Origin of the sequence: Pseudacidovorax sp. NFM-22 (assembly GCF_021401245.1) — a bacterium.
Lineage (GTDB): Bacteria > Pseudomonadota > Gammaproteobacteria > Burkholderiales > Burkholderiaceae_C > Xenophilus.
On the sequence record NZ_JACBFY010000006.1, the window covers coordinates 259,169 to 286,002 of the forward strand.

The 26,834-nt window shown below is 64.7% G+C and carries 32 protein-coding genes; 24 read left to right on the top strand and 8 right to left on the bottom strand.

From position 1 onward, the window contains the following. The first annotated feature begins 8 nt into the window (after window positions 1-8). From L0984_RS21570 to L0984_RS21630, 13 genes are read left to right on the top strand one after another with little or no spacing between them, the layout of a single operon-like run. Window positions 9-629 carry a hypothetical protein gene (locus L0984_RS21570; RefSeq protein ID WP_234196280.1) on the top strand — a complete coding sequence of 207 codons (621 nt, stop codon included), beginning with the start codon at window positions 9-11 and terminating at the stop codon, window positions 627-629. Then, window positions 626-1,243: a hypothetical protein gene (locus L0984_RS21575; protein ID WP_234196282.1), complete on the top strand. Its 618-nt coding sequence runs from the start codon at window positions 626-628 to the stop codon at window positions 1,241-1,243. Before L0984_RS21570 ends, L0984_RS21575 begins: the two co-directional genes overlap by 4 nt. Further along, entirely contained in the window at window positions 1,240-1,677 is a 438-nt protein-coding gene (locus L0984_RS21580) for a DUF6950 family protein (RefSeq protein WP_234196283.1), read from the top strand. Before L0984_RS21575 ends, L0984_RS21580 begins: the two co-directional genes overlap by 4 nt. Further along, window positions 1,665-5,318, top strand: a complete 3,654-nt coding sequence (locus L0984_RS21585) for a phage tail tip fiber protein (protein ID WP_234196285.1) — start codon at window positions 1,665-1,667, stop codon at window positions 5,316-5,318. Before L0984_RS21580 ends, L0984_RS21585 begins: the two co-directional genes overlap by 13 nt. Next, complete coding sequence (locus L0984_RS21590; protein ID WP_234196286.1) at window positions 5,318-5,911, top strand: hypothetical protein; 594 nt, start codon at window positions 5,318-5,320, stop codon at window positions 5,909-5,911. The genes L0984_RS21585 and L0984_RS21590 overlap by 1 nt, the downstream gene beginning before the upstream one ends. Before the next feature lie 7 nt (window positions 5,912-5,918). Continuing rightward, on the top strand, window positions 5,919-6,257 hold the full coding sequence (locus tag L0984_RS21595; protein ID WP_234196288.1) for a hypothetical protein: 339 nt from the start codon (window positions 5,919-5,921) through the stop codon (window positions 6,255-6,257). After that, complete coding sequence (locus tag L0984_RS21600; protein WP_234196290.1) at window positions 6,257-8,851, top strand: glycosyl hydrolase family 28-related protein; 2,595 nt, start codon at window positions 6,257-6,259, stop codon at window positions 8,849-8,851. The genes L0984_RS21595 and L0984_RS21600 overlap by 1 nt, the downstream gene beginning before the upstream one ends. Window positions 8,852-8,863: 12 nt before the next feature. Continuing rightward, on the top strand, window positions 8,864-9,118 hold the full coding sequence (locus L0984_RS21605; RefSeq protein ID WP_234196292.1) for a hypothetical protein: 255 nt from the start codon (window positions 8,864-8,866) through the stop codon (window positions 9,116-9,118). A gap of 44 nt (window positions 9,119-9,162) precedes the next feature. Next, complete coding sequence (locus tag L0984_RS21610; RefSeq protein WP_234196294.1) at window positions 9,163-9,525, top strand: hypothetical protein; 363 nt, start codon at window positions 9,163-9,165, stop codon at window positions 9,523-9,525. Continuing rightward, complete coding sequence (locus L0984_RS21615) at window positions 9,522-9,803, top strand: hypothetical protein (protein WP_234196296.1); 282 nt, start codon at window positions 9,522-9,524, stop codon at window positions 9,801-9,803. Before L0984_RS21610 ends, L0984_RS21615 begins: the two co-directional genes overlap by 4 nt. A gap of 1 nt (window position 9,804) precedes the next feature. Next, on the top strand, window positions 9,805-10,413 hold the full coding sequence (locus L0984_RS21620; RefSeq protein WP_234196298.1) for a lysozyme: 609 nt from the start codon (window positions 9,805-9,807) through the stop codon (window positions 10,411-10,413). Further along, on the top strand, window positions 10,410-10,766 hold the full coding sequence (locus tag L0984_RS21625) for a hypothetical protein (RefSeq protein WP_234196299.1): 357 nt from the start codon (window positions 10,410-10,412) through the stop codon (window positions 10,764-10,766). The genes L0984_RS21620 and L0984_RS21625 overlap by 4 nt, the downstream gene beginning before the upstream one ends. Then, complete coding sequence (locus L0984_RS21630; protein ID WP_234196301.1) at window positions 10,763-11,032, top strand: hypothetical protein; 270 nt, start codon at window positions 10,763-10,765, stop codon at window positions 11,030-11,032. Before L0984_RS21625 ends, L0984_RS21630 begins: the two co-directional genes overlap by 4 nt. 125 nt (window positions 11,033-11,157) lie before the next feature. Here the strand turns inward: L0984_RS21630 and L0984_RS21635 are convergent, their stop codons facing one another. The 7 genes from L0984_RS21635 to L0984_RS21665 all read right to left on the bottom strand — a co-directional run bounded on the left by L0984_RS21635 (window position 11,158) and on the right by L0984_RS21665 (window position 14,901). After that, complete coding sequence (locus L0984_RS21635) at window positions 11,158-11,829, bottom strand: Crp/Fnr family transcriptional regulator (protein ID WP_234196303.1); 672 nt, start codon at window positions 11,827-11,829, stop codon at window positions 11,158-11,160. Window positions 11,830-12,783: 954 nt separating this feature from the next. Beyond that, entirely contained in the window at window positions 12,784-13,017 is a 234-nt protein-coding gene (locus L0984_RS21640) for a hypothetical protein (RefSeq protein WP_234196306.1), read from the bottom strand. A gap of 12 nt (window positions 13,018-13,029) precedes the next feature. Continuing rightward, window positions 13,030-13,200, bottom strand: a complete 171-nt coding sequence (locus tag L0984_RS21645) for a hypothetical protein (RefSeq protein ID WP_234196308.1) — start codon at window positions 13,198-13,200, stop codon at window positions 13,030-13,032. 49 nt (window positions 13,201-13,249) lie between these two features. Continuing rightward, window positions 13,250-13,915: a hypothetical protein gene (locus L0984_RS21650; RefSeq protein ID WP_234196310.1), complete on the bottom strand. Its 666-nt coding sequence runs from the start codon at window positions 13,913-13,915 to the stop codon at window positions 13,250-13,252. A 131-nt stretch (window positions 13,916-14,046) separates the two neighbouring features. After that, window positions 14,047-14,337: a hypothetical protein gene (locus L0984_RS21655; RefSeq protein ID WP_234196312.1), complete on the bottom strand. Its 291-nt coding sequence runs from the start codon at window positions 14,335-14,337 to the stop codon at window positions 14,047-14,049. 12 nt (window positions 14,338-14,349) lie between these two features. Then, complete coding sequence (locus L0984_RS21660; RefSeq protein WP_234196313.1) at window positions 14,350-14,562, bottom strand: hypothetical protein; 213 nt, start codon at window positions 14,560-14,562, stop codon at window positions 14,350-14,352. A gap of 3 nt (window positions 14,563-14,565) precedes the next feature. Then, a complete protein-coding gene (locus L0984_RS21665) occupies window positions 14,566-14,901 on the bottom strand; it encodes a hypothetical protein (RefSeq protein WP_234196315.1) in 336 nt (111 codons plus the stop codon). A 105-nt stretch (window positions 14,902-15,006) separates the two neighbouring features. On the opposite strand from L0984_RS21665, the gene L0984_RS21670 reads away from it, so the two are divergent. The 5 genes from L0984_RS21670 (at window position 15,007) to L0984_RS21680 (ending at window position 18,794) form a co-directional block, all read left to right on the top strand. Continuing rightward, entirely contained in the window at window positions 15,007-15,297 is a 291-nt protein-coding gene (locus tag L0984_RS21670; RefSeq protein WP_234196317.1) for a hypothetical protein, read from the top strand. A gap of 473 nt (window positions 15,298-15,770) precedes the next feature. Further along, entirely contained in the window at window positions 15,771-16,574 is an 804-nt protein-coding gene (locus L0984_RS30030) for a phage terminase large subunit family protein (protein ID WP_370646127.1), read from the top strand. Window positions 16,575-16,579: 5 nt separating this feature from the next. Further along, complete coding sequence (locus L0984_RS30035) at window positions 16,580-17,560, top strand: terminase gpA endonuclease subunit (protein ID WP_370646128.1); 981 nt, start codon at window positions 16,580-16,582, stop codon at window positions 17,558-17,560. Beyond that, the gene (locus tag L0984_RS30040; RefSeq protein ID WP_370646129.1) at window positions 17,557-17,856 is read left to right on the top strand and encodes a Mor transcription activator family protein; all 300 of its coding nucleotides are present in this window, start codon (window positions 17,557-17,559) and stop codon (window positions 17,854-17,856) included. The genes L0984_RS30035 and L0984_RS30040 overlap by 4 nt, the downstream gene beginning before the upstream one ends. Window positions 17,857-17,966: 110 nt before the next feature. Next, entirely contained in the window at window positions 17,967-18,794 is an 828-nt protein-coding gene (locus tag L0984_RS21680; RefSeq protein WP_234196319.1) for a hypothetical protein, read from the top strand. Window positions 18,795-19,466: 672 nt separating this feature from the next. On the opposite strand, the gene L0984_RS21685 is transcribed toward L0984_RS21680, so the two are convergent. Beyond that, window positions 19,467-19,907, bottom strand: a complete 441-nt coding sequence (locus tag L0984_RS21685) for a hypothetical protein (RefSeq protein ID WP_234196321.1) — start codon at window positions 19,905-19,907, stop codon at window positions 19,467-19,469. Window positions 19,908-20,751: 844 nt separating this feature from the next. Here L0984_RS21685 and L0984_RS21690 point away from each other — a divergent pair. From L0984_RS21690 to L0984_RS21715, 6 genes are all read left to right on the top strand, one after another. Further along, the gene (locus L0984_RS21690) at window positions 20,752-20,979 is read left to right on the top strand and encodes a hypothetical protein (protein ID WP_234196323.1); all 228 of its coding nucleotides are present in this window, start codon (window positions 20,752-20,754) and stop codon (window positions 20,977-20,979) included. A gap of 80 nt (window positions 20,980-21,059) precedes the next feature. Next, the gene (locus L0984_RS21695) at window positions 21,060-22,076 is read left to right on the top strand and encodes a phage portal protein (RefSeq protein ID WP_255697544.1); all 1,017 of its coding nucleotides are present in this window, start codon (window positions 21,060-21,062) and stop codon (window positions 22,074-22,076) included. Then, entirely contained in the window at window positions 21,992-22,372 is a 381-nt protein-coding gene (locus L0984_RS29835) for a phage portal protein (protein ID WP_370646145.1), read from the top strand. Before L0984_RS21695 ends, L0984_RS29835 begins: the two co-directional genes overlap by 85 nt. Window positions 22,373-22,634: 262 nt before the next feature. Further along, a complete protein-coding gene (locus L0984_RS21705; protein ID WP_234196327.1) occupies window positions 22,635-24,809 on the top strand; it encodes a sensor histidine kinase in 2,175 nt (724 codons plus the stop codon). Beyond that, window positions 24,806-25,420 carry a response regulator transcription factor gene (locus L0984_RS21710; protein WP_234196329.1) on the top strand — a complete coding sequence of 205 codons (615 nt, stop codon included), beginning with the start codon at window positions 24,806-24,808 and terminating at the stop codon, window positions 25,418-25,420. Before L0984_RS21705 ends, L0984_RS21710 begins: the two co-directional genes overlap by 4 nt. Before the next feature lie 149 nt (window positions 25,421-25,569). After that, window positions 25,570-26,553: a tripartite tricarboxylate transporter substrate binding protein BugE gene (locus tag L0984_RS21715; RefSeq protein WP_234196331.1), complete on the top strand. Its 984-nt coding sequence runs from the start codon at window positions 25,570-25,572 to the stop codon at window positions 26,551-26,553. The last annotated feature ends 281 nt before the right edge of the window (window positions 26,554-26,834 follow it).

The following is a 26,834-nucleotide window of genomic DNA, read 5'->3' on the forward strand; positions in this document are numbered from 1 at the left end:
GCGTGATCGTGGCACTTCCCGACGACATCAACATCGCCAGCATGGAATGGGGCCTGATGTCCTTCGACCTCGGCAACACCAATGGCGACACGGGCAGCACGCAGGTCGCCGTCCTCGGGCCGCAGCGCCGGACGTGCGCCATCGTGAGCAACGAGCGCGAGGAAGACCCGGAAATGATGGCCCGGTGGCGGGTGCTGCTGCACGCCATGCGCGGACGCGTCGGCCGCATTGCCGTGTGGGACGTCCGCAGCCCGGAGCCGCGTGGTACCGCCCGCGGCGTGTGGACGGTGGCCGCGGCGACGGCGGCCGGTGCCACCTCCGTCACGCTAGCCGTTGCTGGCCAGAACGGCCGCACTGTGCTGATGGGGGATTGGGTCGGCGTGCATCAAGACGCGACGGGCGCTGCTCACCAGTTGCTGCACGTCCAAGCCGATGCCGTGGCGCAGGACGGCACGGTGACGCTGCAGTTCGAGCCTGCCCTGCGCGTGTCGTTGGCTGCCGGCGCCGTGGTGGTGTGGGACCGGCCCACCTGCCTCATGCGGCGAACGAGCAACGAAACGAGCTGGAAGGACACGCCCGGCAACTTCCAGGGCGGGTACAGCCTGGATCTCATGGAGAGCTGGGAATGACGGTCGCCGTCGACACGGACTTTGCCGCGCTTGCCGGCTCTGAGGTCTTCGGAGAGCTGACCCTCGTCGAGTTGCAGGCGACCACGGGGACGCTGCGCCTGACGAATTGGCCGCTCGACGTGGAGGTGATGGGCTATACGTGGTCGGGCGTGGGCGGACTCGGCAAGATTGGCGAGATCCACGAGAGCGACGATGGCGCCGCCGAGAAGCTCACGCTGTCGCTGTCGCCGGTGCCGCTCGACATGCGCGCCTTCGCGCTGAGCGACCCCCACGAGTACCGGGACCGGCCCGCACGCATCTGGGTCGCCATGGTGAACCCACACACGATGCAGATCAGCGGCGCCCCGGTGTTGCGCTTCGCTGGTGTGATGGATCAGATGGCCATCGACCGCAAGGACCGCGAGGGCTCCATCGGCGTGACCTGCCGCACGGTGAGTTATGACGTGCGCAGCAACCCGGCCGCGCTGCGCATGAACCATGTCCAGCACATCGCGCGCTTCCCGGATGAACGGGGCTTCGAGTACCTGCAGAGCCTGGTGGGTAACCCCACCGTGTATGCCTCGCTCGCTTTCCAGGCGTACCAGTACATCCGCGGGATGTTGGGATATCGATGATGGCGGACCTCGATGCTTTCATCGACGCGCGGCGCGCCGTGGCATTCGCCTACTTCAACCATGACTGCGCCCACGTGGCGGCGGACTGGGTGCGGGAGGCAACGGGCGTCGATGCGCTTGCGCCGCTGCGCTGCGATGGCGGGCCGCTCCACGGGGAGAGTCTGCTCAGGGCGCTGCGCTTCGTGCGCGAGGCGGGAGGGCGCGGGCCTGCTCGTGAGTGCTTTATCGCCGCGGGCGATTTCTTGCTCGGCCCGTCCGTGTCGGGGCTTGCGGCTCATCGCGGGGATGTTGTGCTTGTTCGCAGCGGCGGCCGAGTGGGGCGCGTTTCGGGGTATGGCTTCGGTGTTTGCACGGGCGCTCATGTTGTGGCGCCCGGGGTGGACCATTTGAGGTTCCTGCCGATCACAGCCGCGGAGGCCGCATGGCGCATCTGATCCGCGTGTTGTTGGTGCTCGGGGCGCTACTCGGCGCGACTGCTGCTCATGCTGAGGTGGTTTCTGGCTTCCTGGCAGCCATCGGCTCGATCACGGGTGCCACAGGCGCAGCTGCCGTCTCGGCTGGCCTCACCATCGTCACGACGGTGGTCAGCCTCGCGACCACGGCATACGCCAACAGCCAGGCGAAGCGCAAGGCACGGCAGGAGGCGGCGCGAAAGCTCGCACAGGACATCGCGAACCTTGCTGATCGACGGGTCACGCTGCTGCAGAGTGATTCGCCGAATGCCGTGGTCTACGGTTCGCCGGGGCGGATCGGCGGAAGCATCGTCGCGATGGTCACCACCGGCGCAGGGGCGCAGCTCACCCATCTGGTGGTGATCTTCGCGGCGCACCCGTGCGAGGGCATCGACGAGATCTACATCGAGGACGATCCCGTCCAGGCCGGCCCGGATGGCTGGACCACGAACGAGGCTTTAAGTCGCAAGCCCAGCGGCTTTCTCGACTACGACAACGGGCCGATGGTGCACGTCGGCATCCATCTATCCCCCGGCGGCGTGGACGTCGCGGATCAGTGGCTGATCGACCAGTGCAACGGTGCTATTGGCGGCGCGCCCGGCATGTGGACGGCCGAGCACCGGCTTTCGGGCTACACCTATGCGGTGGTCACCGTCAACAAGGTGATGGAGCGCTTCCAGGGTGGCCCGCCCTCGATCTCGGCCAGGGTGCGCGGTAAGAACACGATCTATGACTTCCGCACCGGCACGCGCGGATATACCCGCAACCCCGCGCTGTGCCTTGCGGACTTCATCATGTCCCGGGAGGGGTACGGCGCGAGCATCAGCCAGATCGAGACGGGCTCGGTCATTGCTGCGGCCAACGCCTGCGACTTCGAGGTCTACGGCTCCGAGGCCGACGACGACGGCGAGAACTACGGATGGTCCCGCGCCCGCTATGTGTGCGATGGGATGTTCCGCAGCGATCAGGACCGGGATTCCACCCGGCAGCAGCTGGAAGACAGCATGGCCGGCTTCACGCTGCAGGCGGCGGGCGTCTGGCGCATGCAGGCCGGCGCCTGGAGCACGCCAGTGCTGGTGCTGGGCGACACCGACATGCTCGCGCCCACCAGCGTCGTGCAGACGTGCAACCCCGGGGAACGCGTCTACAACACCGCCCGCGGGACCTACATCAACGCCGAGCGCAACGGCGTGAGCGAGGACTTCACCGCGTACCAGAACGCGGTGTTCCTGGGCCTGGACCCACACGAGAAGGCTACGGATCTGGCGCTGGCCTTCACTGGCTCGCACGTGCGCTGCCATCAGCTGGCCCGCGTGCTGGTCGAGCGTAGCCGCGGCGGCCTGGTGCTCAAGATCCGACCCAAGATGCTCGCTTGGCACCTGCAGCCCGGCGACCGCGTGGTGTATTCGAGCGCCTTCTACGGCATCGAGAACAAGCCGTTCATCGTCACGGACTGGAGCTACACGCGGGGGGCGCCGCTCACGCTGGAGTTGCTGGAAGACGTCCCGGCCTACTACGACACGGCGGACGAGGTCCTAGCCGATGCGGCGCCGAACAGCAACCTCCCCAATCCGTATGAGGTTCCGCCGGCCCCGCAGAACCTGCAGGTCGAGAGCGGCCCGGATCAGCTCGCAGTGCAGGGCGGCAGTGTCATCGCGCGGGCGCGGGTCAGCTGGAACCGCTCGACGAGCAGCTTCGTCCTGAACGGCGGCGTGACCCGTGCGCAGTGGCGCGAGGGTGCCACGGACCCCAACGAGCCCGACCCGCCGGACGTGGCGCCGTGGAAGACGGTCGACCTGCCGGGCGATGCGGTGGAGACGTTCCTGCTCGGCCTGGACGTGGGCAACGAGTACACGGTGCGCCTGCGCTTTCAGACGGCGTTCAATGCCTCGGCCTGGGCCTATGCCGGTCATCTGTTGAACGGCGCCGAGCCGCCGGCCGAGGTGGGCGACCTCACGCTGTCGGTCGAGGGTGACGGGATCTATGCGCGCTGGAGCCCGCCGGCGGGCGTGGACCTGATCGAGTGGGACCGCACCCGCATCGGCCGCGGCGACACGCCCGAGGCCGCCGGCGGCGATGTGCGCTTCGACGGCCATGCCACGGGCGCGAACATCGGGTGGTTTCCCGCGGGCCTGCAGACGGTGTGGGCGGTGCACTACAGCCGCAGCGGCCAGGGCTCGCAGCCGTCCAGCGCATCGCTCGATGTGCTCCTGCCGCTGGCTCCCGACGTGAGCGATTCCACGCAGGGCCGGTCCGTGTCGATCAGCTGGGGCGATTGCCGCACCACGCAGCCGATCCGCGAATACCAGATCCGCAAGGGCGACCCGCTCGACGCGGCCGAAGAGATCGCGAGAACCAACTCGCGAACCTTCACGCGCGTGGAGCAGGAGGCCGGCCTGCACCGCTACTGGGTGCGGGCCGTCGACATGGGCGGCAACGTCAGCGGCTGGGGCACGACCGAGGCCATGGTCCTGCCGCAGCTCGACGATGTGCCCAACATCGCCCAGTACGTCGAGCTCGTGGACACGCGCCTGCAGCGGGTGCGGGACGAACTGGCGGCGCAGACGGCCTCCGGAATCCTTCGCAGCGAACGGGCGGTGACGGAGGCGCGCAAGTCCTCGACCCGCATGAGCACGATCCTTGAGGCCAAGGTCGACCACAACTATGCGATCTATGCGGCCCAGGTGGAGGCGCTCGTCGCTGCGGACGAGGCGCTGGTGACGCGGACTGAGCTTCTGTCTGCCGGCCTGGCCGATGCTCGCGCCGACATCCTCGAAGAGCAGACCGTGCGCGCGACCGCAGATGCCGCGTTCGCCAGCTCGCTGGAGGTTGTGGTCGCCCGTGTGGGCGACATTGAGGCCTCCTATGTCAATGAGACCGAGGTCAACGCGACGGTCAATTCGGCCATCGCCACGAACAACACCTATCTGCAGTCGGCGGTGGGCCCCATCGGCGAGCTGTCGGCCACGGTCAGTTCAGTGTCGACCACGATGGCGAGCCTGGACGGCAACGTCGCCGCGCAGATGATGCTCAAGACCGAGATTTCCGCTGCGGGTAAACGCGTGATCGCCGGCATCAAGTCCAGCGTGTCGAGCACCAATGGCGGCGCGGACGTGCAGTCGGAGGTGGTGGTGCTGGCGAATCTGTTCCGCGTCATGAACGATCTGGGGTCGGGGATGGATGCGCCCTTCAAGGTGCAGGACGGCCGGACCTACATCGACATGGCCATGATCCGGAACGCGGAGATCGACACCTTGAAGGTGGCGGGCGGTGCCATCGTGGCGCCGGCCTTCGCCAGCGGATCGGGCGCCGCCTCTGTCAGCTTCACGGTGCCTGGGGGGCAGATCTGGGAAGTCTTCTCCGTCGCTGAATTCGGCCAGCAATCAGGCTGGGGTGCCATGGGCGCGGCCTCTCAGACGCGATCCCTGACGGGCGCCGGCATCAGCGTGGTCTATCCCGACGCGCAGTGGCAGGACGTGGGCGAGGGTGGCGGCAACGTCTACCGCTTCCCGGCTTCCATGATGACGGGGGTCGCCTCCTTTGGTCCCGGCTTTCATACGGTCACGGCGGTGGGCGGTGAGACGACGCGGCTCGCGGTGTTCATTGGAAAGCGAGGCGGCTGATGCTCATGCGTCCTTTCGTCATCGTCGACGAGTGCGGCCGGCAGGTCATGGCGGGCATGAGCCCGCAGCCGCCGGCATGCCCCGCAGGCTGCACGCTGCTCGGCCTGGAGCCGCCCACGCCTGCGTCCTTCTGGGATTTCGCTGCGCAGGACTGGCGCGAGCCGGCGCCGCGGCCCACGGCGCACCACGTCTTCGATTGGGCGGCCCATGACTGGATCGACCCGCGCACGGTCAAGGAAGTGCGGGCGGCCCAGCTGCGGGCACTCAATGCCGCCTTCGAGGCCGCCGCAGCGGCGCTGACGGCCGGCTATCCCGCGTCGGAACGCCAGACCTGGCCCCTGCAGCAGGAAGAGGCCATGGCCTGGCACGGGAATCCTGGCACTCCCACGCCCTACCTCGACGGCATTGCGGCCGTGCGTGGCATCGCGCCCGAGGACATGCGCGCCAAGACGCGGGATGCCGTCCTGCAGTGGCGCGCCGCCAGCCAGCAGCTCGTGGGCCTTCGCCAGCAGTTGCGCGATGCCATCCAGTCGGCCCTGACCGCTGAAGAGATCGAGGCCATCACCTGGCCGCCGTCCAACCTCCCCACCTGACACCATCATGAGCAACGTAGACACCCTTCCGATCATTGGGCTCCAGAAGCCCACCAAGTGCATGCGCACCGGCGCCGCCGCCACCTGGCACGAGGTCCACCTCTATCAGGTCAATGTGGTGGCCGGCTCCACGGTCGCGACCCTCGGCTCCTACGCCTCGCGCGAGGACCGCGACAACGGCTTGAATCACCTCAGCCACGTCAGCGCGCAGATCCCGGGCACGCCGACTGGTGACGCCGTGCAGTGGATCTATGCGCAGCTGCTGGCGAGCAGCTCGGAGAAGAACGTGCTGGCCGGTGCCACGGCCGTGCGGGTGCAGGCGCTGCCGGCGCCGGAGGCCGACTGATGGCCTGGTATCGCGTTGGCACCATCGCGCTGACGTCCGGCTCCGACCTTGTGGCCGGCACCGGCACGGCGTGGGTGCAGAACGCTGTGCCGGGCGGCATCCTCTTCACGAACAGCGGCCTGGCCCTGGAGGTCAAGAAGGCGCTGAGTGACACGTCGCTGCAGCTCGCCCAGCCCTACGCCGGAGAGACGGTCGCCGGCCTCGCCTATGGCATCGCGCCCACCCAGGCCTACGTGCCCGAGCTGACCGCCAAGCTGCAGGAGTTCCTCGACGGGCTCGGCGACCTGCGGCAGGAATGGCTCGAAGGCAACCTGCAGGGCAAGGGCCTCGCGCTCAAAGGGGCGTTGGACGATGAGTCGCAGCTGCCCCTGACCGGCAACGCGGCCGGCGACGGCTACATGGTGGGCCCCGACCTCTTCGTCTGGACGGGCAGCGGTTGGTCCAACCGCGGCAAGATGGTCACGACGCCCGAACTGGAGGATCTACGGACGGGAGCCCAGCAAGCCGCCGCAGCTGCCATCGCGGCCAAGACGGCCTATGAGGATCGCGTCTATCCCGGGGTCTACAGCACGCCTCCTACGACGAAACCGAGCGGCGCCGCCTGCGCCGAGGGTGACCGCTGCACCATCCTCGTGTCGGGCGTGCCCTATGAGCACCTTCGCGCGAGCGGGGCCTGGCTGATCCCCAACATTGACGCAACGCAGCTCCAACTGCCGAACGGCTCTTCGCGCATCGGCTATGACAGCGGCACCGTCCAGGACGTCCTGAACACCGTCAAACCCGTGGTGAGCTACACCGCGTTGCGCACGTACACCGGGCCAGCGATAGCTGTGCGCGTCACCGCATCCGGCATCGCTGGCGAATTTCAAGTTGCTGCCGGGTCCACCGAAGCGGACAACGGGGGTACGGTCATTCTGGATAGCACCGGGCGCCGGTGGAGACGCCTGTTCTCCGGGGCGCTCAACGTCAGATGGTTCGGTGCAAAGGGTGACAACGCGACGGACGACTCCGCGGCGTTCACGCTGGCCGTTGCCCTCTTGAAGACTGCAGGCGGCGGCGCTCTTTACGTTCCCACAGGCGGCTACCGCGCATCCATCCTGATGCAGGACATGTCCAACATCGATCTCTATGGGGACGGTGCAGGCTCGGAGATCTTCCGCCCGGTCATGGCGTCGGCGGGTCAGTCGGTCATCTCGATCAAGGCCAAGACCAAGGCCATCGCCAACATCGAGATCCGGAATCTGTCGCTGCGCGGCCCCGGCCTGGAGAACACGGCCGACGCGATGGGCATCGAGGTCAACCGGGACATGAACGAGTGTCCTTTCCTCGCCACCAACATCACGGTCCGCGGCGTGCAGGTCAGCTTCGTGCGCAGCGCCGGCATGGTGCTGCGCGGTGTGATCAATGCCAAGGTGCTGCACAACGATGTGCAGAACACCGGGCGCGACGGCATCCAGGTGATGGGCACGGCCCTGATCCAGGGCAACAGCACCTACAACACGGGCGATGACGGCATCGGGTGCCACGGCATCGTGAATGCCGGGGCCAATGTCTACACGCCGTCGTATCGGGTCCTCGGCAACAACATCAGCGTGGTGCGCAACAACGCGCGCGGCATCGCGGTGGCCGGCGGCCGTGACACCGTGGTGGCGGACAACACCATTCGCGGCTGGGGCAACGCCGCGATCATCGTCGTGCGGGCGAAGTCGTTCGCCGAAGAGAAATACCCCGTCTGCCGGGTCACGGTCGCCCGCAACATCTGCCTGAGCAGCACCACGCAGAACAATCAGGGCGCCATCGTGCTGTATGGCCTCACGGACCAGAGCACGTTCCCCGTCGATAACTTCGTCGACTACCCGAACCGGCAGATCCTCGACAACACGGGCAACGAGCCCATGACGCACGTCAGCGTACGCAACAACTACGCGGGGGGTTGTGAGTACCAGGACAAGACGGTGGATGGGGTCACGTACTACGCCCCCAAGTACGGCGCCCGCCTGATCGGCAACAGCTCCTATCAGCTGATCGCCATTGACGACAACGATTTCTATGGCGTCGCCACCCGCGCGGTGATGGTCGAGCTGATCACGACCAACGACTACGGCGTGCGCAAGATGCGCGTGCGGCGCAACGACTTCAGCGCCTGTGCGAGTGCCATTGCGGTGACGGGCAATGCCCCGAACGGTGGTTTCTTGGTCAATGACGTCGTCATGGATGACAACACCATCGACGGCGCCAACAACCTGGGCTATGCCGCGCCCACCGGGATCATTGCCAACGGTGTCCGGAAGCTCTCCGTCAACCGCAATTCGTTCTCGAACCTCGCGACGAGCTGGTCCTACTCGGCCTCGTCGTTCGAGGCGGACGGCAACAAGTTTCAGGACGCGCTGCCCCTGTTCGGCACGAACCAGAAGGTCTACAACCCCGCCACCAACACTTGGGTGACGACGCGGCACGTGACCTCGGGGTGGTCCGAGTCCCATCTCGTGATGGGAACGAAACACCTGTGGGTCGACAGCACCGACCGGCTGCGCATCAAGGCCAGTTCCCCCACCTCAGACATCGACGGCGTCGTCGTCGGCACCCAGACCTAAACAAGGACCGCAATGGCATTGCTCATCAATTGGAAGTTCAAGGGGCTCACCCTGGACGGCGCCTATGTGCGCATCGTGTCGCCCATGATCGGGCCATCCAAGGACCGGATCTCCTTCGGCGTTCACTACCACGTCGCCCCGGACGAAGAGGTCCTGCATGCGGAGACGCGCGAGGCCCCCTACAGCCTGCAGGGTGGCAACCCCTTCGAGCAGGCCTATGACTTCCTGTTGGCACAGGAAGAGTTTGCCGGCGCCGAGTCGGTGTAGGGGAGAGCGGGCGTTCCATGGCAGAACCTACGACGACGGCGGTGATGACCTTTGCCGCGGCGACGGCCACCGTGCCGGTGCTGACCGCCTTTGGCATCCCCCTGGGCTTGCGGCCCGACTTTCTGGTGGCGGGCTTCGCGGGCGCGGTGGTCGCCATCGCGGTCCTCGACATCGTGCCGCCGACCGGCGACACCATCGTGCACCTGGTGCGCACGTCGCTGCGGCGCATGGGCGTGGCCTTCGCCAGCAGCCTGACTGCGGGCTATCTGGCGCCTGCGGTGCTATGGGCCACGAACGCGCCCGAGCCCGTCATGCTGGGGATTGCGTTCGCCATCGGTGGCGGCGCGCGCGAGGTGCTCCAGCGGGCCATTAAACGGGTCGCGGATCGGGTGGAGGCGCAGCCATGAAGCTCATGCTCTGGGTCTATGCGATCTGTGGCCTCATCGTGGTCGCCGAGGGCCTCAACAAGCTGGAGCGCTGCCGCGGGTGGCGGCAGTGGCCGCGCAGCACGCGGGCCCGCGCTGTCGAGCTGCTCAAGATGCTCGCATGGGGCCTGCTCACCATTGGCGGGGCCGGCGCCGTTGCAACCCTGATCCTGCCGCTGCGCGCGCCGGACCTGCAGGACGTGTGTGTGATCGGCGGCTTTGCCGTGCTCATCGTGCGAACGCGCGTGAAGGAAGGTTGAAATGGTGCTGTCTGAAATGCGCTCGGGCGACGCCTGTCACGCGCTGAATCACCACTATGAGGCCTGCAGGTTGCTCGCCTATCCGGACCCGGCCTCACCGCTCTTTGCGGCGCTGCGCCGTGCCGGCTTCGACCCTTACAACATCCGAGCTGTGCCGGCGCCCTATGCGCGGTTGAGTGGCGCCCCGTGGACCATTGGCTGGGGTGACACGCTCGATGTGCGGCCGGGCCTAGTGATCTCGCAGGCGGAGGCGGACGCCCGCTACGCGCGTCGCCTTGTGCGCGACTTCGAGCCGCCCGTGCGCGTGGCCGTGACCGGGCCGCTCTCGCAGTGCCAGTGGGATGCGACCGTCTCGACCGTCTACAACACCGGGCCAGGTGGCCGGGGTCGCGATGGCATCCTATGGCTGGCAGACGGGCGGCCCAGTACGTTTCTGCGCAAGCTCAACGCTGGCGACTATGCGGGCGCGGCCGACGAGTTGCCGAAGTGGGTGAGAGCGGGCGGCCAGGTGCTCAAGGGCCTGCAGCGGCGGCGCCACGCGACGCGCCTGGTGTTCCTCGGTGGTGACGTGCAGGATGCGATTGCCGCTGGCGAGAGGGCTTTCCCATGATGACGGGACTGCAGACGCTGGGCTTGGCCCTTGCGTTGAGCGTGGCGGCGAATGGGGCCCTCGGCGCGGCGTGGCTTCATGCGCGGGACGCTGCCACGCGCACGACGGGAGAGCGCGACTCGGCGCGAGCCGATGCGTCGGCCTGCAGCGACGCGGCACAGGACCTGCGGGACCTCGCCGATGGACGGGAGAGGCGCGCCAAGACCGCTCAGGCCAATGCCGCCGAGCTTCGGCGCGGCAAGGAGGTGTTGGCGCAGATCATCCTTTCGACGCCGCCAGCCGTGCCAGGCGACGCCTGCGCCAGTGCTCAGGCTCGCGTAGATGCCTGGGTGAAGGGCCGGGCCGCGCCATGATCAGATCGGCCTCGCTCTGTACTCTGGCCGCCCTGCTGGCCGGCTGTGCGGCGCAGCCCGCTGGCCGCGTCAAGATGCCCGTCCCCGTAGAGTGCCGCGTGCGCATCCCCGAGCGGCCCTCGATGCCGACGGAGGCTCTTCGCCTGGGCGTCGATGTCGATCGCTGGGTAGCCGCAGCACAGGCCGAGTTGCTGCTGCGAGATGGCTACGAAGCCGAACTTGTCGCAGCGCTCGGCGAATGCACCGAGCCTGTTGCCGCACGTTGAAAGCAGGCCGGAAACACGAGTGCCAAGTGAAGCCGTCGGCCCCTGCCTGTACGCACTACGAGCTTCAGCGAGGCGGCCACCCCGCGTTCTGCAGTAAGTAGGCGAGGAAGACGGCGGGCGGACCGCTAGAGGGCTTCCGGCCGACGGAAGCCCGTGTCGAAGGCTTGATCGTCCAAGACGCGTACCGCATCGCCATCCCGCTGCACCGCGCCGCGATCCTCCAGCGTCCTAAGAACTCTGTTTACCACCTGCCGAGATAGCCCAGCATAGGATGCAATCACCCCCTGGGATATGTGGCGGTGAAAGGCATGATCACCCTCCGGAGCCAACTGGGTAAGTTCCTGCAGCACGCGGCCAACCAAGTGTTCGGCCGACAGTGTGGTCCGTCGGCGGATTTGCTTGCGTAGCGACAGAATTTGCTCGCCCTGAATGTGCATTAGCGTCAGCGCGACTCGCGGATAGGCTTCGCACAGACGCTTCAGGGTGTCCAGTGGCATCGTGTAAACAGACGAGGGCAGCGTAGCGACGATGCTTACGGTTGAAGCGTGCGCCGCGCCATCGAGCGGCACGCTCAGATGGAGATCGTCTGGGGCGAGCAGATTAGTCGTCGTTGTAGTTGCTGCGGGGCCATGCACGACGACCCGCAGGAGCCCGGAGCCGACGCAGTAGAGGGCGTCAACCTTATCGCCTGCCTTCAATACCACCTCATTGCGTCGAAAGTGGCGTAAGTCGATCAGCCGGATGAGCGCTTCGCGCACGCGAGCAGGCACAGAACAGAGCAGTGGGTGGATGTACATCCGTGGTTTCCTCCTTGATCACCTCCACGGCTTGCACTATTGCTGCACATTAGAAGAAAGTTGTGTCGGCAACAAGGGTTTTGCACGCAATGGTGTTAACCCCACGACAAGCTCTCGCATTCCTCATGGAGTTCGTGTGGCGGTGGGGTCTCACTCCGGCTGACAGAGAGCCCGCTCGATGGGAACGGACACCGGTGCGCATCAATGTGCCTGGGCCGGGCGTGGATGCCGAATCGATGGGTTGCCCCCGCACAGGCTGAGTCGTTGCTGCGGGAAGGCTACGAAGCCGAACTCGTCGCCGCGCTGAGTGCATGCACGGAGGCCGCAGGCGCCCATTGAAGCACCGCAGCTGCCGCCGGCGCGACCTCATTACCGGCGGTGCTCGCCAGTCCGCTGTAGGACAATGCATGGATGGTCTCGCCCCCGTCGTCTCTTCCGACCCTGCCAGCCAAAGATTTGGTCGAGCTCGTGCGCAAGGAGGTGAGAAGGCGGAAGCGCGACGACATGGCTGCCTACGCGGCGTTCGCAGTCCTGAGGTGCCCAGACGGTTCCGGCGATTGGCTGGTTCAGCCCAGCTTTGAGGTCCCTGACCCTGACGTCTACGCGCTCCAGAGCGCTGCGAAGGTCGTGCGAAAGCGGTTCCGGCTGGAACCCGTTTCGACAGGTGAAGATAGATGACCGATGAGGGAATCCTGCGGAGCCTTTCCGCCGACGATGTCGTCAGCGCAGGAAGGCTGCTTCCATATCCCGGTTCAGGGCAGCCCACGCCAGTGGCTATCCGGGTGCGAACCCAGAGTCATGGGCTGGTAAGCGTCACCTTCGAACTCTGGAAAGGCAAGCGCGGTGGGAATGAGGTGTGGCATTGGCGGGCTGTGCACGCAGCCCTCGACGCGCGTGAAGAGCGGGCGACCTGACTAGCAGCGTCGCTGAATTTGTGCGGTAGAAAAAGGGCTGTCAGCGATCCGCCCCAAGCTCTGCGTAGATCGGCTGCCAGAGCCAGACGGGATTGCCGTGCAGACTTCCCCTGGTCAGGCGATAGGTGATCCACACCCTTCCGATCAGCAGCGATGTAACTTGCACGGCGACCCTCTCGGGGCTGCCCTCTTCGGCTGGCGGGAGGGCGCGGCGTCCGGAGTCGATGAGCGCGGCATCGAGGCTCTCCAGGATGCCTTTGTGCTGCAACTGCATGCGTGCTCCTGCTTAGGATGTGCGACCGGCCTCTTGCCGCTCGTTGAAGCTGGCCAGAGATTCGAGCGCGAACTGAACGCAGTAGGGTGCGTCCGTGTGGTCCGCCAACTCGCGCGAGGCGCAGTAGTAGCGCATCATGCGCTCGCTCACTCCGAGCTGCCGGGCCGCCCCGCGCTGGGACATGCCCGCCCGCTCGATGAGTGAGCGGATGTAGGCGGGGTCGGGGTTGTGCTTACTTGCGTCGGGCTGCATTGGCGTTGGCGCGGTCGCGCGCGGCTTGGTAGAGGGGATGGCCTTCGAATAGCACCACGTGACCACGCTCGAAGTAGTCGACCATCGAGTCGGTCCTGTTTTCGTAGCCGGTGGGGATGATGGCGCGCAGATCGTCGCCATAGTCCCGGTCGTAGATCCTGACGCAGGGGCGGCCGTCGGCACGATTGTCCAAGCTGTAGTGCACGCGGGCCTTGAGCTTGCCCTTCGTGACGGCAAAGACGCCGAAGCGCACGCCGACGAACTGGTCCGCAGCGGCCTGCATGCGCGCGGCGTAGGTGGCAACCTCGGCCGTCTTCGCTGCGGTCGCCAGGACCTCGCGCGTCGTCGCAATGGCGACCAGCTCGTCCAGGTAGGGGCGGCCGTGCATCTTGCCGTTGATGAGGAACGTGGCGCGCAGGCCGCCGAAGGCGCGGGACAGGCGGTTGTCCCGGATCACGCGGCCGTCTTCGAGGTGCACAACAAACGACACGTCGGCGCCAATGGCCTCGGCGCTGGTGATGGCGCCGGATTCGGAGGCGCTGCCGTAGAAGCCTTGGAAATAGACGCCGAGACCGATCAGCCGCTCGGGCTGGGTGGCGAGCGTGCGGACTTCGTCGGCGGTGAGGGTGAGGTGCGTCGGGTGCATGGTGGCTCCGGTGGGGTTCGCCGCGCCGGGAATCGGCTGGCATGGGTCGCAGTATATAGGCAAAAACTGCCTAGTTCAAAGACCCTTTATCCCAATCAACCATGCCCCGCCGCAGCCGGGGCGAACTGCCGTCAGCCGTCTATGCGGACGGAGAAATAGGCCTCGGCGGTCTCCCCGAGATCACGCATGCCCGCCTGGCGGGCCTTGTCGTACGCGGTCGCCCAGCGGCTGGCGAGCCGGATTTCGTCCTTGCTCAAATCCTCCGCGCTGCTGTCCTGGGCGGACTCGAACGCGCGCAGTGCCGGTGCAAGGTCATCGCAGAGCAGCCGCTCCAGCTCGCGCAGGAAGCGAGCCTCCGCGGTGCGCAAGATATCTGCCGGTGTGCCGGCCGGTGCGTCGATGAGGTGTGCAGAGACAGGCATGGGGACCTCCGATCAGAAGGGGGCGGGCGAGCGGACCACGTCGACGGGGCCGATGCCGTCATAGACGACTGCACCGCTGGAGCTGGTGACGATCCATCGGCCGTTGATGCCCTGGCCGGGCTCCACGTCGTATTCCTCGGGCGCGAGCGGCAGCACGATTTCGTCCTTGATGCGGTCGCTGTACCAAGCTGGCACGCGAAGCAGGGTGGGATGGCCGAGAGTCATGGTCTATGGGGTGGGTATGAACTGAGCGAGTTGCGTCCAATGCACTGGATCTAAGTCTTCGGTTCCGTGGCAGGGGCGCAGCAGCCATAGCTGTGAGAACTCATGCACCCGGTTCTCTATCGCCTCGATCTCTGTGCCGGCGATCAGCAAGCCCAGGTCGGCCGGGCATGGCAGCAAGACCGGGTCAGCCATTACCAGTGGCGTGCGGTATGTGCGGATGCCGACGCTGACACGAACCTCGATGCGTCGGATGAACCGTTGGAGGTTGTTGTGCGGCCAGGCAGCCACCTCCACGCGGCCGCGCACCGGCGGCGGGTACTCGGACCGGCGCAGGCGCATGCCTTTGGAGCGGAGGGTGCTGACTTCACAGAACACTGTGCAAATATACAGTGAATCGGTAGACTGGCAACCTGGCGCCGGCGCCCGTTCAACCAAGGAACCACTATGCGCATTGAGCTTGACGTTTTCTATCCCGTGGCCACACCCGCGCAGTTGGATGCGGCGCGCGCGGCGGCCTTGGCGGTCTACGGGGCGGCTGACGTCGATCCCTACGACGCCTGGCTGGCCTGGGCCGAGGAAGTGCGGTGGATGGAGTGCGGCTGTGATGACGCCTTCCGCCCCAGCGAAGGCGCTCGGCGCCTGATGGATCTGCATTCCCGGGCGCAGGTGGCGGCGAATGAAGTGCTGGGTGTGCCGCTTGGCGAGGTGGTCACGCTGGACTTCGTAGAGCGCTGAACCGTAGCGGCGCCCGATCCATGGCACGGTTCATGGTATCGGACAGCTAATGCGTTGATTTAAAAAGGCTTCTGACTGTCACCGCTTCCGCCAGGACAGATCCCATGCGATCTGTTCGGTCCTCGTTGTGGGCCCAAGTCCCTAAGCTCCAACTGGCAGTCCGCCGTGCTCGCCCTTTGTGGCTCCAATCGATCCGCTAAGCCAGAGACGCGGCGTGGGCCGGGGAGGCGGCAAGATCGGCTTGGGGCCGCGGCACGCGTTCAAGACGCAGGAGTTTCGCTGACGCCAGCCCGACAAGCGCCGCGAGGGCGCACTGCCCAGCGCAGGCCGACGGCAATGTCCGAGCGCCGACGACGAGCGCAGCAACTTCGGCTCAGCTTGGGCTGAGCCTTTCAGGTTGGCATCCCTCGACTTCATGAGCGATGACCGGATCGAAGATCTGGAAGTCATGAAGGCGCGTCGGCTACACGAAGATGGTCACCGCCTTCGTTTGCTACAACATCGCGCACCGCCGCCGGAAGCAGGCCCTGTGGCAGCCCACCGACGACGACAGGGACAGCTACGTCAAGAGCGAGATTGATCCGCTGCTCGATCCGCAGACTGGCGTGGCCGCCGTCAACAAGGCCCGCAAGCGCGGCAAGGGCCTCAACGACGAGACGATCAAGCTCAAGAGCTTTCGGGACAGTGTCCTGCACCTGCTCGGTGGCAAGGCCGCGCGCGCGTTCCGCCGGATCACGGTGGCCGTCTCCATCCTCGATGAGATCAGCAAGTTTGATCGCAGCATCGAGAAGGCCGGCCCGCCGCGCGGCCTGGCCCGCGGCCGACTGGAAGGCGCCCCGTATCCGAAGCTCGTGTGCGGCTCCACGCCGCTGCTCAAGGGCTTGTGCCACATCGAGGACGCGGCCAACGAGGCCGAGGGCTTCGTGCGCTTTCACATCGAGTGCCCGCACTGCCGCGCGGACCATCCGCTCATGTGGGGCGGCAAGGACAAGCGCTACGGATTCAAGTGGGATCGCGGCCACCCGCAGACGGCGCACCACGTCTGCCCGCATTGCCATGGATCCATCACGCAGGCCGACTACCTTCGCGGCGGCATGCCGCTGCAGGGTGAGTGGGTGTGCGAGCGAACCGGCAAGCGCTATGGGACCGACCGCACTTGGCGCGACAGCGCTGGCAACCCGTGCCGGCCGCCCCGAAGCCTGGCCGTGCACGTTTGGACCGCATACAGCCCGCAGCGCGCCTGGTCCGACATCGTGGAGGATTCGAGAACGGATTGAAGGCGATGGAGAAGGGCGACGCCGGCCCGATGCAGCTCTTCGTGAACGAGACGCTGGGCGAGACGTGGGAACTGGCCGGCGAGCGCACCGATGAGCACGTGCTGCAGGCCCGGGCCGAGCCCTACAAGCTGCAAACCGTGCCCGTGGGTTGCCTGGTGCTCACGGCCGGCGTCGATGTGCAGCGCAACCGGTGGGAAATCACGGTGTGGGGTTGGGGCCGCGGCCTGGAGTCCTGGGTGATCGACGTTGTGGTGATCGAGGGCAATCCGGCGGTGGACGAGGAGTGGGCCGCCGTCACCGCCCAGCTCCAACGCCGGTACCGGCAGGATTGGCACGGCGGCAGTTTGGGGCTGAGTGCCATCAGCATCGACAGCTCGGACCAGACGCAGGCGGTCTACAACTGGGTGAGCAAGGCACAGCATGTCCTGCCGCAGCTGCGAGCCATCAAAGGCGATGGGAACGAGGCGATCAGCATCCTCGGGCCCAGCAGTCTGCAGGAAGTGAACTGGCGCGGCCGAAAGATCGCCCGCGGCATCAAGCTATGGCGCGTGGGCACGGATGCGGCGAAGGACCTGTTGCTTGGTCAGCTTGCCATTGACCAGCCCGGCCCGGGCTACGTCCACTTCTCTAACGAGCTCCCCCGCGAGTTCTTCGAGCAGCTCACGGCTGAACAGCGGGTGCTCGCCAAGCTGAACGGGCGCGATGCCTACCGGTGGGTGAAGCGCCGCCCGCGTAATGAGCAGCTCGACAACAGGAATTACGCGGTGCACGCAGCTCTTGGGCTGGGGCTTGAACGGCTAAGTGAGGAGCGGTGGTCCAAGCTAGAGGCGTGCGCGCAGCCGCCCAAGGATTTGTTCGCCTACACCGTGCCTATCGAAGTGAAGGATGCGATCGCACCGCCACATTTAGGAAGGTCGAATGACGCCACCGAATTTAATCATCGAGATCGCAAAGATGAAGTATTCTTTGCGCCAATCCAACTATGAACACGCCCGACCATGCTCAAGAATGTCCGCTTTCAATCATCGCGGACGAAGCTCGAAACGTCGCGATATGCTGCGGTGCGCAATGGTCTCCAGGCGCAACAGCCGACCTTATGCGACGATTAGCCGCTTGCCTAGGGGGGATGGAAATCTACATTCCGCGAGAAAGCGCAGCCGAAAGGCTGACGCGCCATGAAAAAATTCGGAATCGCTTCAATGGCCGCAATGTCAGAGAATTAGCTAAAGAATTCGGAATTTCGGAACGAACCATTCGACGGATATTGCGTGCGAGCGATTAGTTGGAACAAGTTCGATTTTATATTGTTATGCTTGCTGCTGCTCTTCCATCGTTCACGCCGCTGTTAGGGCAAAATTAAAGATAGCAAAAATTTTTTAATATAGGTGTTTTATGCTTCATACCCTGGGTCTGCGCATTGAACGGCTGCTCTATTTTGGCTTTGTATTGCTGCTTATTTGCGCTCTCGAAGTATATTTCACCGCTGCGGCTGCTTATTTCAATGCGACGGAGACACGCGCACTGGACTCTTTAATCGAAATTTTCGAAAAAGATCGCGACCAGCTCAAAGGGCTCTACGATGAGTCTAGAAAACCCTACCGCCCCTCGACGGATAGAGAAAATAAAGTGGCGGAGATGAGGGCTAGCCTCGGGCTGCCCGCTAAGAAAGGAGGGCCGCCCGGAGACGGGCCAACATATAAGAGCAAGGTAGAAAGCCTGCTTAACTCTTCGCCGGGAGCATGGCAAATTCAGGGGCAAATAGGAAGTTCACTTGATCTAGAGAAAAATCCCGATCAAATTCTTGATGCCCTGAAAAATTTGAAGAATCTTAGCAATCGAGAAAGAGGGACTGTACTCGGTATCGAAACACCTCGACTTTTAACCCTTCAATATGGCTCGGCAGATTTTAGGATATCCGCTCAGTTTCTCGCCGGGGGGCTATTAGTTGCACTTTATCCGCTGTCGCTCGTGTGGCTTGGTTCATTTTACATCACAAGACAGCGAGAACTTCTCGGGATACGGGCTACGCGAGACCTTAAAGATGTGTTCCCTCACATCTTAAACATCTTAGCTGTTGATTTCTCTGGGTTACGGCGGCGACTGGGTTTGAGTGTTAAGCCCCGAGACGCTCTCATAAACCTCGGGATAGCGCGAATAGCATCTATTTCACTTCGTAGCTTGTTCATAATTATCGCAGTGTTTCCCTACTTGCTGCATTAGGCTATTGCACTTTAGAACTTGTGGTTTTCTTTAAACTATCATATTTTTTGACCGGTATTGCTATAGTTGCGTATTTATTTCTAGTGCTTCTTGCAATATCATTGGTGGCACAAGAAGCATTGACCTTGCGCGGAAAGATATTCTATGAATAAGTGTATTCTTAAGTATTCTTTGATGATTGTCCTTGGCTGCTGGAGTTGCGCGCATAGCAAAGACAGAGAAATAACGATTCTTGCACCAATACGCTGCCCCGATTGGATCGAGGGAAGGAAAGAAGATAATTCTGTAAAGCTTAGCAATTTCAACTTTTTGGGGTTCCGCAACAAGTTCTGGATTTTGGGACTCGTTACCGGACTAAATTCAAATCGCAGCGGCCCCAATTTGCTTGAATCTGTGGACAGCGAATTAATATTTGATTGGTTGGACGCCTACTGTGCAAAAAATCCAAGTGCAGAGTTATTTGATGGAGCAAAAGAATTTTTGAATGAGGTCTCACGTCAGCGGAGACAGTAATTTTGATAAATATTGAATATCGCTGACGGATAATGTAGAGTTTGCATAACAAGCTATCCGCTGCGACTGCCGTACTCGAGATATCAATCCTTCTTCTGTCGTGCTAATTTTCGCGTCTCGCCTTTTTGCTGCGCGCGTGGCTTTGCTGCACCGCTACCATCATTTAGACTGCGGTTTAATCCAGTCGCCCCAGATATTTTTCTCTGGTTCAGGTTTAAGAATTAGCGAGACAACGTCGGACGCCCGAATGCGAACTGTGGATTCTTTTAGGGAAAAATATAAATGGGATGAGTTTTGATGAATTAGTTTCCCCTCTACTAGTTGCCGATCGGTCGTGACGAGTTCCGTCGGAATCTTCTTCAAGGCGTCGTCTGAAAGGCCAATTCTCACGGTTTGTGGTTTCGCGCCGCCGAGTTTAAGACTTACTTGTCCGTAGAACTGAGTGCCGAAACTCACCGCAGCACCGATTATGAATACCGTGCTGTACAGCCCAGTAAATAACATCTGGTCCCATGTAGTTTTATTTTTTGAAGTGACATGTAAGACGATATTTAAGTAAAACATTCCTCCAAGATAATGCGTGAAGACGATGATCATCATGTCTGTGTCGCTTCGGGAAAAAAATATATATATGGCGAATGTCTTCAGCATCGATTCTGCGATCTCTGAGCTTCGTGGAAAGCGGGCGTCGGCCCCTGTAATTTGTAATGTGAATGAAATTAAGAGAACCAGTGCGAGCGCTGAGTAGAAGAGAAAAGTTCCTGAGGCTCCAACAGCAAGTGAGCCAAACAGTGCTGCAGAAAGACAGCAAAAAAGAACCGTTTTGACGAGGGAGTGAAGAAAAATAACTTTAGGCCAAATCCTGCTTGGAAGTAGCTCTCTTTTGTCTTCAAGAGATTCTCTAAACCATGTGCTCCCATTTATGATTGATCGTGCGGCGAATAGATAGAAGCAAGTCAAATAGAATATAAAATTTGCGCCCGCAAGAAAATAACGCGCGTTAACGAACTCGATGTCTAAAATCCCTGATTTTGCCAAGTGTGAGTTCAAAACTAGAAAACCTGAGACATATATGAAACCTATGAATAAAGCGTAAAAAGATAGCCCAATTTCTTTAAAATCGGACAATTGTCGTATAAAGAGGCTGGGGTAGAGTTTTGAGCTCATTTTCGTGTCTGAATGATCCGGGGACGATATCAATTTATTAACGGGACAACGTTCCGAACTGTACCTCTTGCGAGCTCGTAGTGTCTGTCATAGCTCCGAAAAAAAGTCGCGTAGTGTTCTACGAGCTCAATACGTCGACTGGGTGAGCCGTCCCTTGTGCCAGTAAATTAGGGATCAGGGCTGGCTAGGTTTTTTTGTCTAAAGCAAGTCGTCGAAGACACATGCTTTTTGACATTGCCTCTGTGACTTGCCATGCTAATTCAGGTCTCATGCATGCATGGGCCTATACCGCCATTCGACCGATCAAGAACTGCAGCAGCTTCGCGCCAAGCTGTTTGCTTCGCTACATGAGCGCCTGACGGGCCCCACCTCGGCGACCGTCGACGGACGAGGCGTCCAGTACCAGCAGCGCGTCGATGAGCTGCGCCGCGAGCTGGCGGATATCGATGCCGAGCTGAATCGGCGCGCTGGCGTGCCGCTGCGCGGCCCCATCTACATCGTCTGAAGATGGGCCGCCGCGCGAAGCGCTTCGCCCGAAGCGCATCCCTTGCTGTGGCCGAGTCCGGGGCTGCGTCCGGCCCCAGCATGGCCGCCCACCACGCGGCCGGCCATGACCACGCCATGTTCGATTGGTACCCGGGCGGCGGCAGTGCCGACGCTGACCTCCTGCCGGACCTGGACCTGCTCACCGCCCGTTCGCGCGACCTCACGCGAAACAACGGCCTCATGGCCGGCGGCATCCAGACGCTGCGGGACAACATCGTGGGCGCGGTGCTCCGCCTCTCGTCCACGCCCGACTACCGCCTGCTCGGCTGGTCCCGCGAGAAGGCCCGCGACTGGGGCAACAACACCGAAGCCCATTTCCGTTCCTGGGCCGAGACGACGGAATGCGATGCGGGCCGTTCGCTCAACCTTCTGGGGCTCACGCTGCAGGCGCTGAGCGGCAGCATGGTCAATGGTGACGGGCTGGGCCTGCCCCTCTGGCTGCCGCGGCCGGGCAGCTCCTGGGGGACCCGCATCATGATGGTGGAGTCCGACCGGCTCGCCACGCCTTCGGCCTTGGCCGCCAATCCCAACATCCGCGGCGGGATCGAGTTTGACCAACACGGCGCGCCGACCTTCTACAACGTGCGCCGCACGCACCCGGGCGATGCCCTGGGTGCATGGGCATCCGGCGCCGACGAGTGGGAGCGCATTCCCGCGTTCACCGCCTGGGGCCGTCGCCGCGTCCTTCACCTGCACGACAAGGAACGCACGGGCCAGTCCCGCGGGAAACCCATCGTGGCCGCGGTCATGCGCGAATTCCACATGGCCGGCAAATACTCCAGCAACGAACTGGAGGCGAGCGTCGCCAATTCGCTGGTGGCCGCCTTCCTCGAATCGAACCTCGATGAGGAATCGGCCGGTGCGCTCTTCGGGCAGGACCCGCGCGCGCCTGGGGCGAGTCGGTCAAGCAGGCGCGCAACCTGCGGCGCATGCAGGGCGCGGCCATCATCCCGCTGCCCGTGGGTGCCAAGGTGTCGAGCTTCACGCCGGGCCGGCCCAATGCCGCATTCGAGGCGTTCATGCTGGCCGTGCTGCGCCACATCGCCGCGGGCCTGAATCTCCCCTATGAGCTGCTGCTGAAGGACTTCAGCAAGACCAACTACAGCAGCGCCCGTGCCGCGCTGCTCGAAGCCTGGCGCTACTTCCATGGCCGGCGCCGCTGGCTCATGGACTACTGGCTGCGGCCCATCTATGAGCTGTGGCTCGAAGAAGCCATCAACTCCGGCCTGGTCGAAGCCCCGGACTTCTACGCCAAGCGCTATGCCTACTCGCGTTGCCGTTTCATCTTCGGCGGCCGCTCGCGAAGACGCCATGGGCAATGTCGACGTTCGCCTCTTGCTGCTTGCCTTTGATTCGCCCGGCAGCGAAGTCGCCGGCGCCTTCAATCTGGCGGAGCGCATCCCGGGCCTGTGCGGTCGCAAGCCCATACAGGCCATCGCCGACGGCAGGCGTAGAAGCGTCTGAATTGCGAGAGCATCCGCAGCTCTTCGGATCTCAACGACTGACAAACGGCACCCGGACGCTATCGGACGCGCGGGGCAGCCGACCGGCCGTCCCAAGCCGGACAAGCACGGGTCGTTGACGTGGCGGCTCGAAGAAAATCGCGGCCACTCCATGGCCCCCGCCGTTCCGCCCCCCGTCGACACCGCCACCCGCGCCACCCCGCGCTGGCCCCGCCTTGCCGCCTGGGCAGCCCTGCTCGCCGCCGCCATCCTCATCATCGCCCTGGCCGGCCAATGGGCCGCCGACCGCGCCGCGCGCAACCAGGCCGACGAGATCCGCCGCGCGGCGGAGGTCCAGCTCTCGGGCCTGCGCGACGCCACCGGCCGCTACCGGCACCTGCCTTTCACCGCGGCCCTGCATCCCGTGGTGCTGGCACTGCTGAACGCGCCTGGGCAGGCCGCACTTGGCCAGAGCGCCAACCGTTACCTGGAAGAGCTCAACCGCCTGGCCGGCTCCGATGTGCTCTACCTCATCGACGCGCGCGGGGTCACGCTCGCCGCCAGCAACTGGGCGCTGCCGCAGAGCTTCGTCGGCCACAACTATGCCAATCGCCCGTACTTCACCGAGGCGCTGGCGGGACGCAGCGGGCGCTTCTATGGCGTGGGGCAGACCACTGGCGAGCCGGGGCTGTTCATGTCGGCGCCGGTGCGGGGCGATGGGGGGCAGGTGCTCGGGGTCGTCACGGTCAAGGTGAGCCTGCGGCAGGTGCAGGAATCGTGGCGCCTGGCCAAGGAGCCGATCCTGCTCACCGACGCGCGGGGCATCGTCTTCCTCAGCTCCGTGCCGCAGTGGCTCTACCACGCCACGCGGCCGGTGGATGCCGAGGGACTGGCGCAGGTGCGGCGCGACCAGCAGTACGGCCCGCGCGCCCGTTTTCCGCAGCTGCCCTGGCGGGTCACGCCGGACGGCGACCGGCCGGGCGTGCTGATCCGCACGCAGATCGACGGCCAGGTGCGCCGCTTCCTGGCCGTGAGCGAGCCCGTGGAAGACCTGCCCTGGACGCTCACGGTGATGGCCGATCACGAGCAGGTGCTGCGCACGCGTGAAAGCGCCTGGATGGTCGCCTTCCTGTGCCTCAGCCTGCTGCTGCTGGCCGGTCTGTACTGGCGCCTGCGCGAGCGGCGCTTCGCCGAGCAGCGCGACGCCCGCCGCGAGCTGGAGTTGCGCGTCGAGGAGCGCACCCACGCCCTGGGCGAGGCGAATGCCTTCCGCAAGGCCATGGAAGACGCGCTACCCGTGGGCATGCGTGCACGCGACGTGGACGGCCGCATCACCTACGTCAACCCCGCCTTCTGCCAGATGACCGGCTTCGAGGCCGGCGAGCTGCTGGGCCGGCTGCCGCCCTATCCCTACTGGCATCCCGACGAGGTGACGCGTCACTGGCACCACTACGAGGCCATGATGAGCGGCCAGCCCTCGCAGTCCGGCCACGAGTCGCGGCTGCGGCACAAGGACGGGCACGAGGTCATCACGATGGTCTACACGGCGCCGCTGATCGATGCCGAAGGCCGGCACGCGGGCTGGATGAGTTCGGTGGTCGACGTGACCGAGCAGCGGCGGGCCGAGCTGCTGCAGCGGCAGAACGAGGCCCAGCTGCAGCACGCGCAGCGCCTGGCCAGCCTGGGCGAGATGGCCTCCACGCTGGCCCATGAGCTCAACCAGCCGCTGATGGCGCTCAGCAGCTTCGCCAGCGCGGCCAAGGCCTTCGCGCAGCGCGGCGAGGGCGCGCTGCTGGCCCAGAGCCTGGACGACACCATCGCCCAGGCCCAGCGCAGCGCCGAGATCGTGCGGCGCATCCGCGGCTTCGTGCGCCAGCGCACGGCCGGCGCCGAGGACTGCGCCGTCGCCACGCTGGTGGCCCAGGCGCTGGCTCTGCTGCGCGGCGAGCTGCGCGAAGGCCAGGTGGTGCCCGAGGTGCGCATCCCCGACGACCTGCCGCTGCTGCGTGGCGACCGCGTGCTGCTGGAGCAGGTGCTGCTCAACCTCGTCTCCAACAGCCTGCATGCCATGCGCGGGGTGCCGCCCGCCGAACGCCGGCTCGAGATCGACGCCGAGCGGCGCGACGGCGGCATCCAGCTGCGCGTGGCCGACCGCGGCACCGGCATCGACCCGGCCATCGCCGACCAGGTGTTCGCGCCCTTCTTCACCACGCGGGCAGGCGGGCTCGGCCTGGGCCTGAACATCTGCCGCACCATCGTCGAGGCCCACCGCGGCCGCCTCACCTTTGCCGGGCGCGAGGGCGGCGGCACCGTCTTCACGCTCGAACTGCCCATCGCCCCACCATGACCCTGCCCGCCAACAACCTGTGCGTCGTCGACGACGACGAGGCCGTGCGCCGCTCGCTGGGGCTGCTGCTGCTGTCGCGCGGCTATGCGGTGCGCACCTTCGAGAGCGGCGAGGACTTCCTGGCCGGGGTCGACCTGCAGCATCCCGGCTGCGTGATCCTCGACCTGCGGCTGGGCGGCATGAGCGGGCTGCAGGTCTTCGACGCGCTGCGCGAGCGAGGCAGCGCGCTGGAGGTGCTCTTCCTCTCCGGTCACGGCGACATCCCCATGGCGGTGGAGGCGGTGCAGAACGGCGCGCTGGGCTGGCTCGAAAAGCCCTGCAACGACGAGCGCCTGCTGGCCGCCGTCGCCAAGGCGCTGGAGAAGGCCCAGGCCGGTGCCGAGCGCAGGCAAGCGCTGCAGGCGGCCCAGGCGCTGTGGCAGAAGCTCACGCCGCGCGAGATGCAGGTGGCGCGGCTGGTGGCCGAGGGCAAGCCCAACAAGGAGATCGCGCAGGAGCTGGCACCGGTGGAGCTGCGCACCATCGAGACCCACCGCGCGCATGTCTTCGCCAAGCTGGGCGTGGCCAACAGCCACGGGCTGTACCGCTTCCTGCGCGAGCACGGCCTTTAGAACGGCGCGTGCCGGGATTGGGGATAACCCCTGCGTAGCCCCACGGAGGCCGCCGGCCCGCGGCTACGGACGACGCCGCGCCGCCGCCGCGCCACACTGCCGGCCGGCCCGCAACGAGGCCGCTCCCGATCACGACAAAGGAAACAACCATGCAACGCAGTCCCTGGAAGGCAATGGCGAGTGGCGCCGTGCTCGCCGCCCTCGTTGCGGCGCCCGCCGCATTCGCGCAAGGCTATCCCGAGCGGCCGATCGAGCTGCAGGTGCCCTTCGCACCCGGCGGCACCACCGACATCGTGGGCCGCGTCATCGCCGATCCGCTGGGCAAGATCCTCGGCCACCCGGTGGTGGTGGTGAACAAGGCCGGCGGCGGCGGCGCTGTGGGCGCGCTGGAAACCGCGCGTGCCACGCCCGACGGCTACAAGCTGGGCGTGGCCACCGTGTCCAGCACGGCCGCCAATCCGGCGATCAACCCCAAGACGCCGTACAACCCGCTGACGGACTTCACGCCCATCATCAACATCGCGGCCACGCCCAACGTGATTGCCGTGAACCCGAGCTTTCCGGCCAAGGACTATGCGGGCTTCATCGCCGAGTTGAAGAAGAACCCCGGCAAGTATTCGTACGGCACCTCCGGCACGGGCGGCATCGGTCACCTGCTGATGGAGTTGTACAAGAGCGTGACCGGCACCTTCATCACGCACATTCCCTACCGCGGCGCCGGCCCGGCCCTCAACGACGTGGTGGCGGGCCAGGTGCCCATGATCTTCGACAACCTGCCCTCGGCGCTGCCCTTCATCAAGGCCGGCAAGCTGGTGCCCATCGTGGTGGCCGCACCGCAGCGCCTGAAGGAACTGCCCAACGTGCCCACCTTCAAGGAAGTGGGCCTGGAGCCGGTGAACCGCATGGCGTACTACGGCATCCTGGGGCCCAAGGGCCTGCCGAAGGAGGTGGTGGACAAGATCAGCGCCGGCACCAAGAAGGCCCTGGAAGACCCGGCCGTGCGCAAGCGCATCGAGGACACGGGCTCGATCATCGTGGCCAACACGCCCGAGCAGTTCGCCGAACAGATCAAGGCCGAGTACGCCGTCTACAAGGACGTGGTGCAGAAGCAGAAGCTGACGCTCGACAACTGAGGCGCGTCCTGCAGGCCGGCACGTCGCCGTGCCCGGCCTGCACCGCCAACGCCCGCCCGCCCGGCCTGTCCGTGCGGGCGTTTTCGTTGCGGCGGCCCCTCGCGACGCGATGGACAGCGTCGGGGCAGGATCGGCCGGCACCCACGCACCCACGCACCCACGCACCCACGCACCCACGCACCCACGCAGGCATCCGGCCCCCTCTCCCCTCGCGGGAGAGGGCTGGGGAGAGGGGGCAGCCGCCGTCGCAAGGTGCAAGCTGCAAAGCCGAAAGCGCAAGG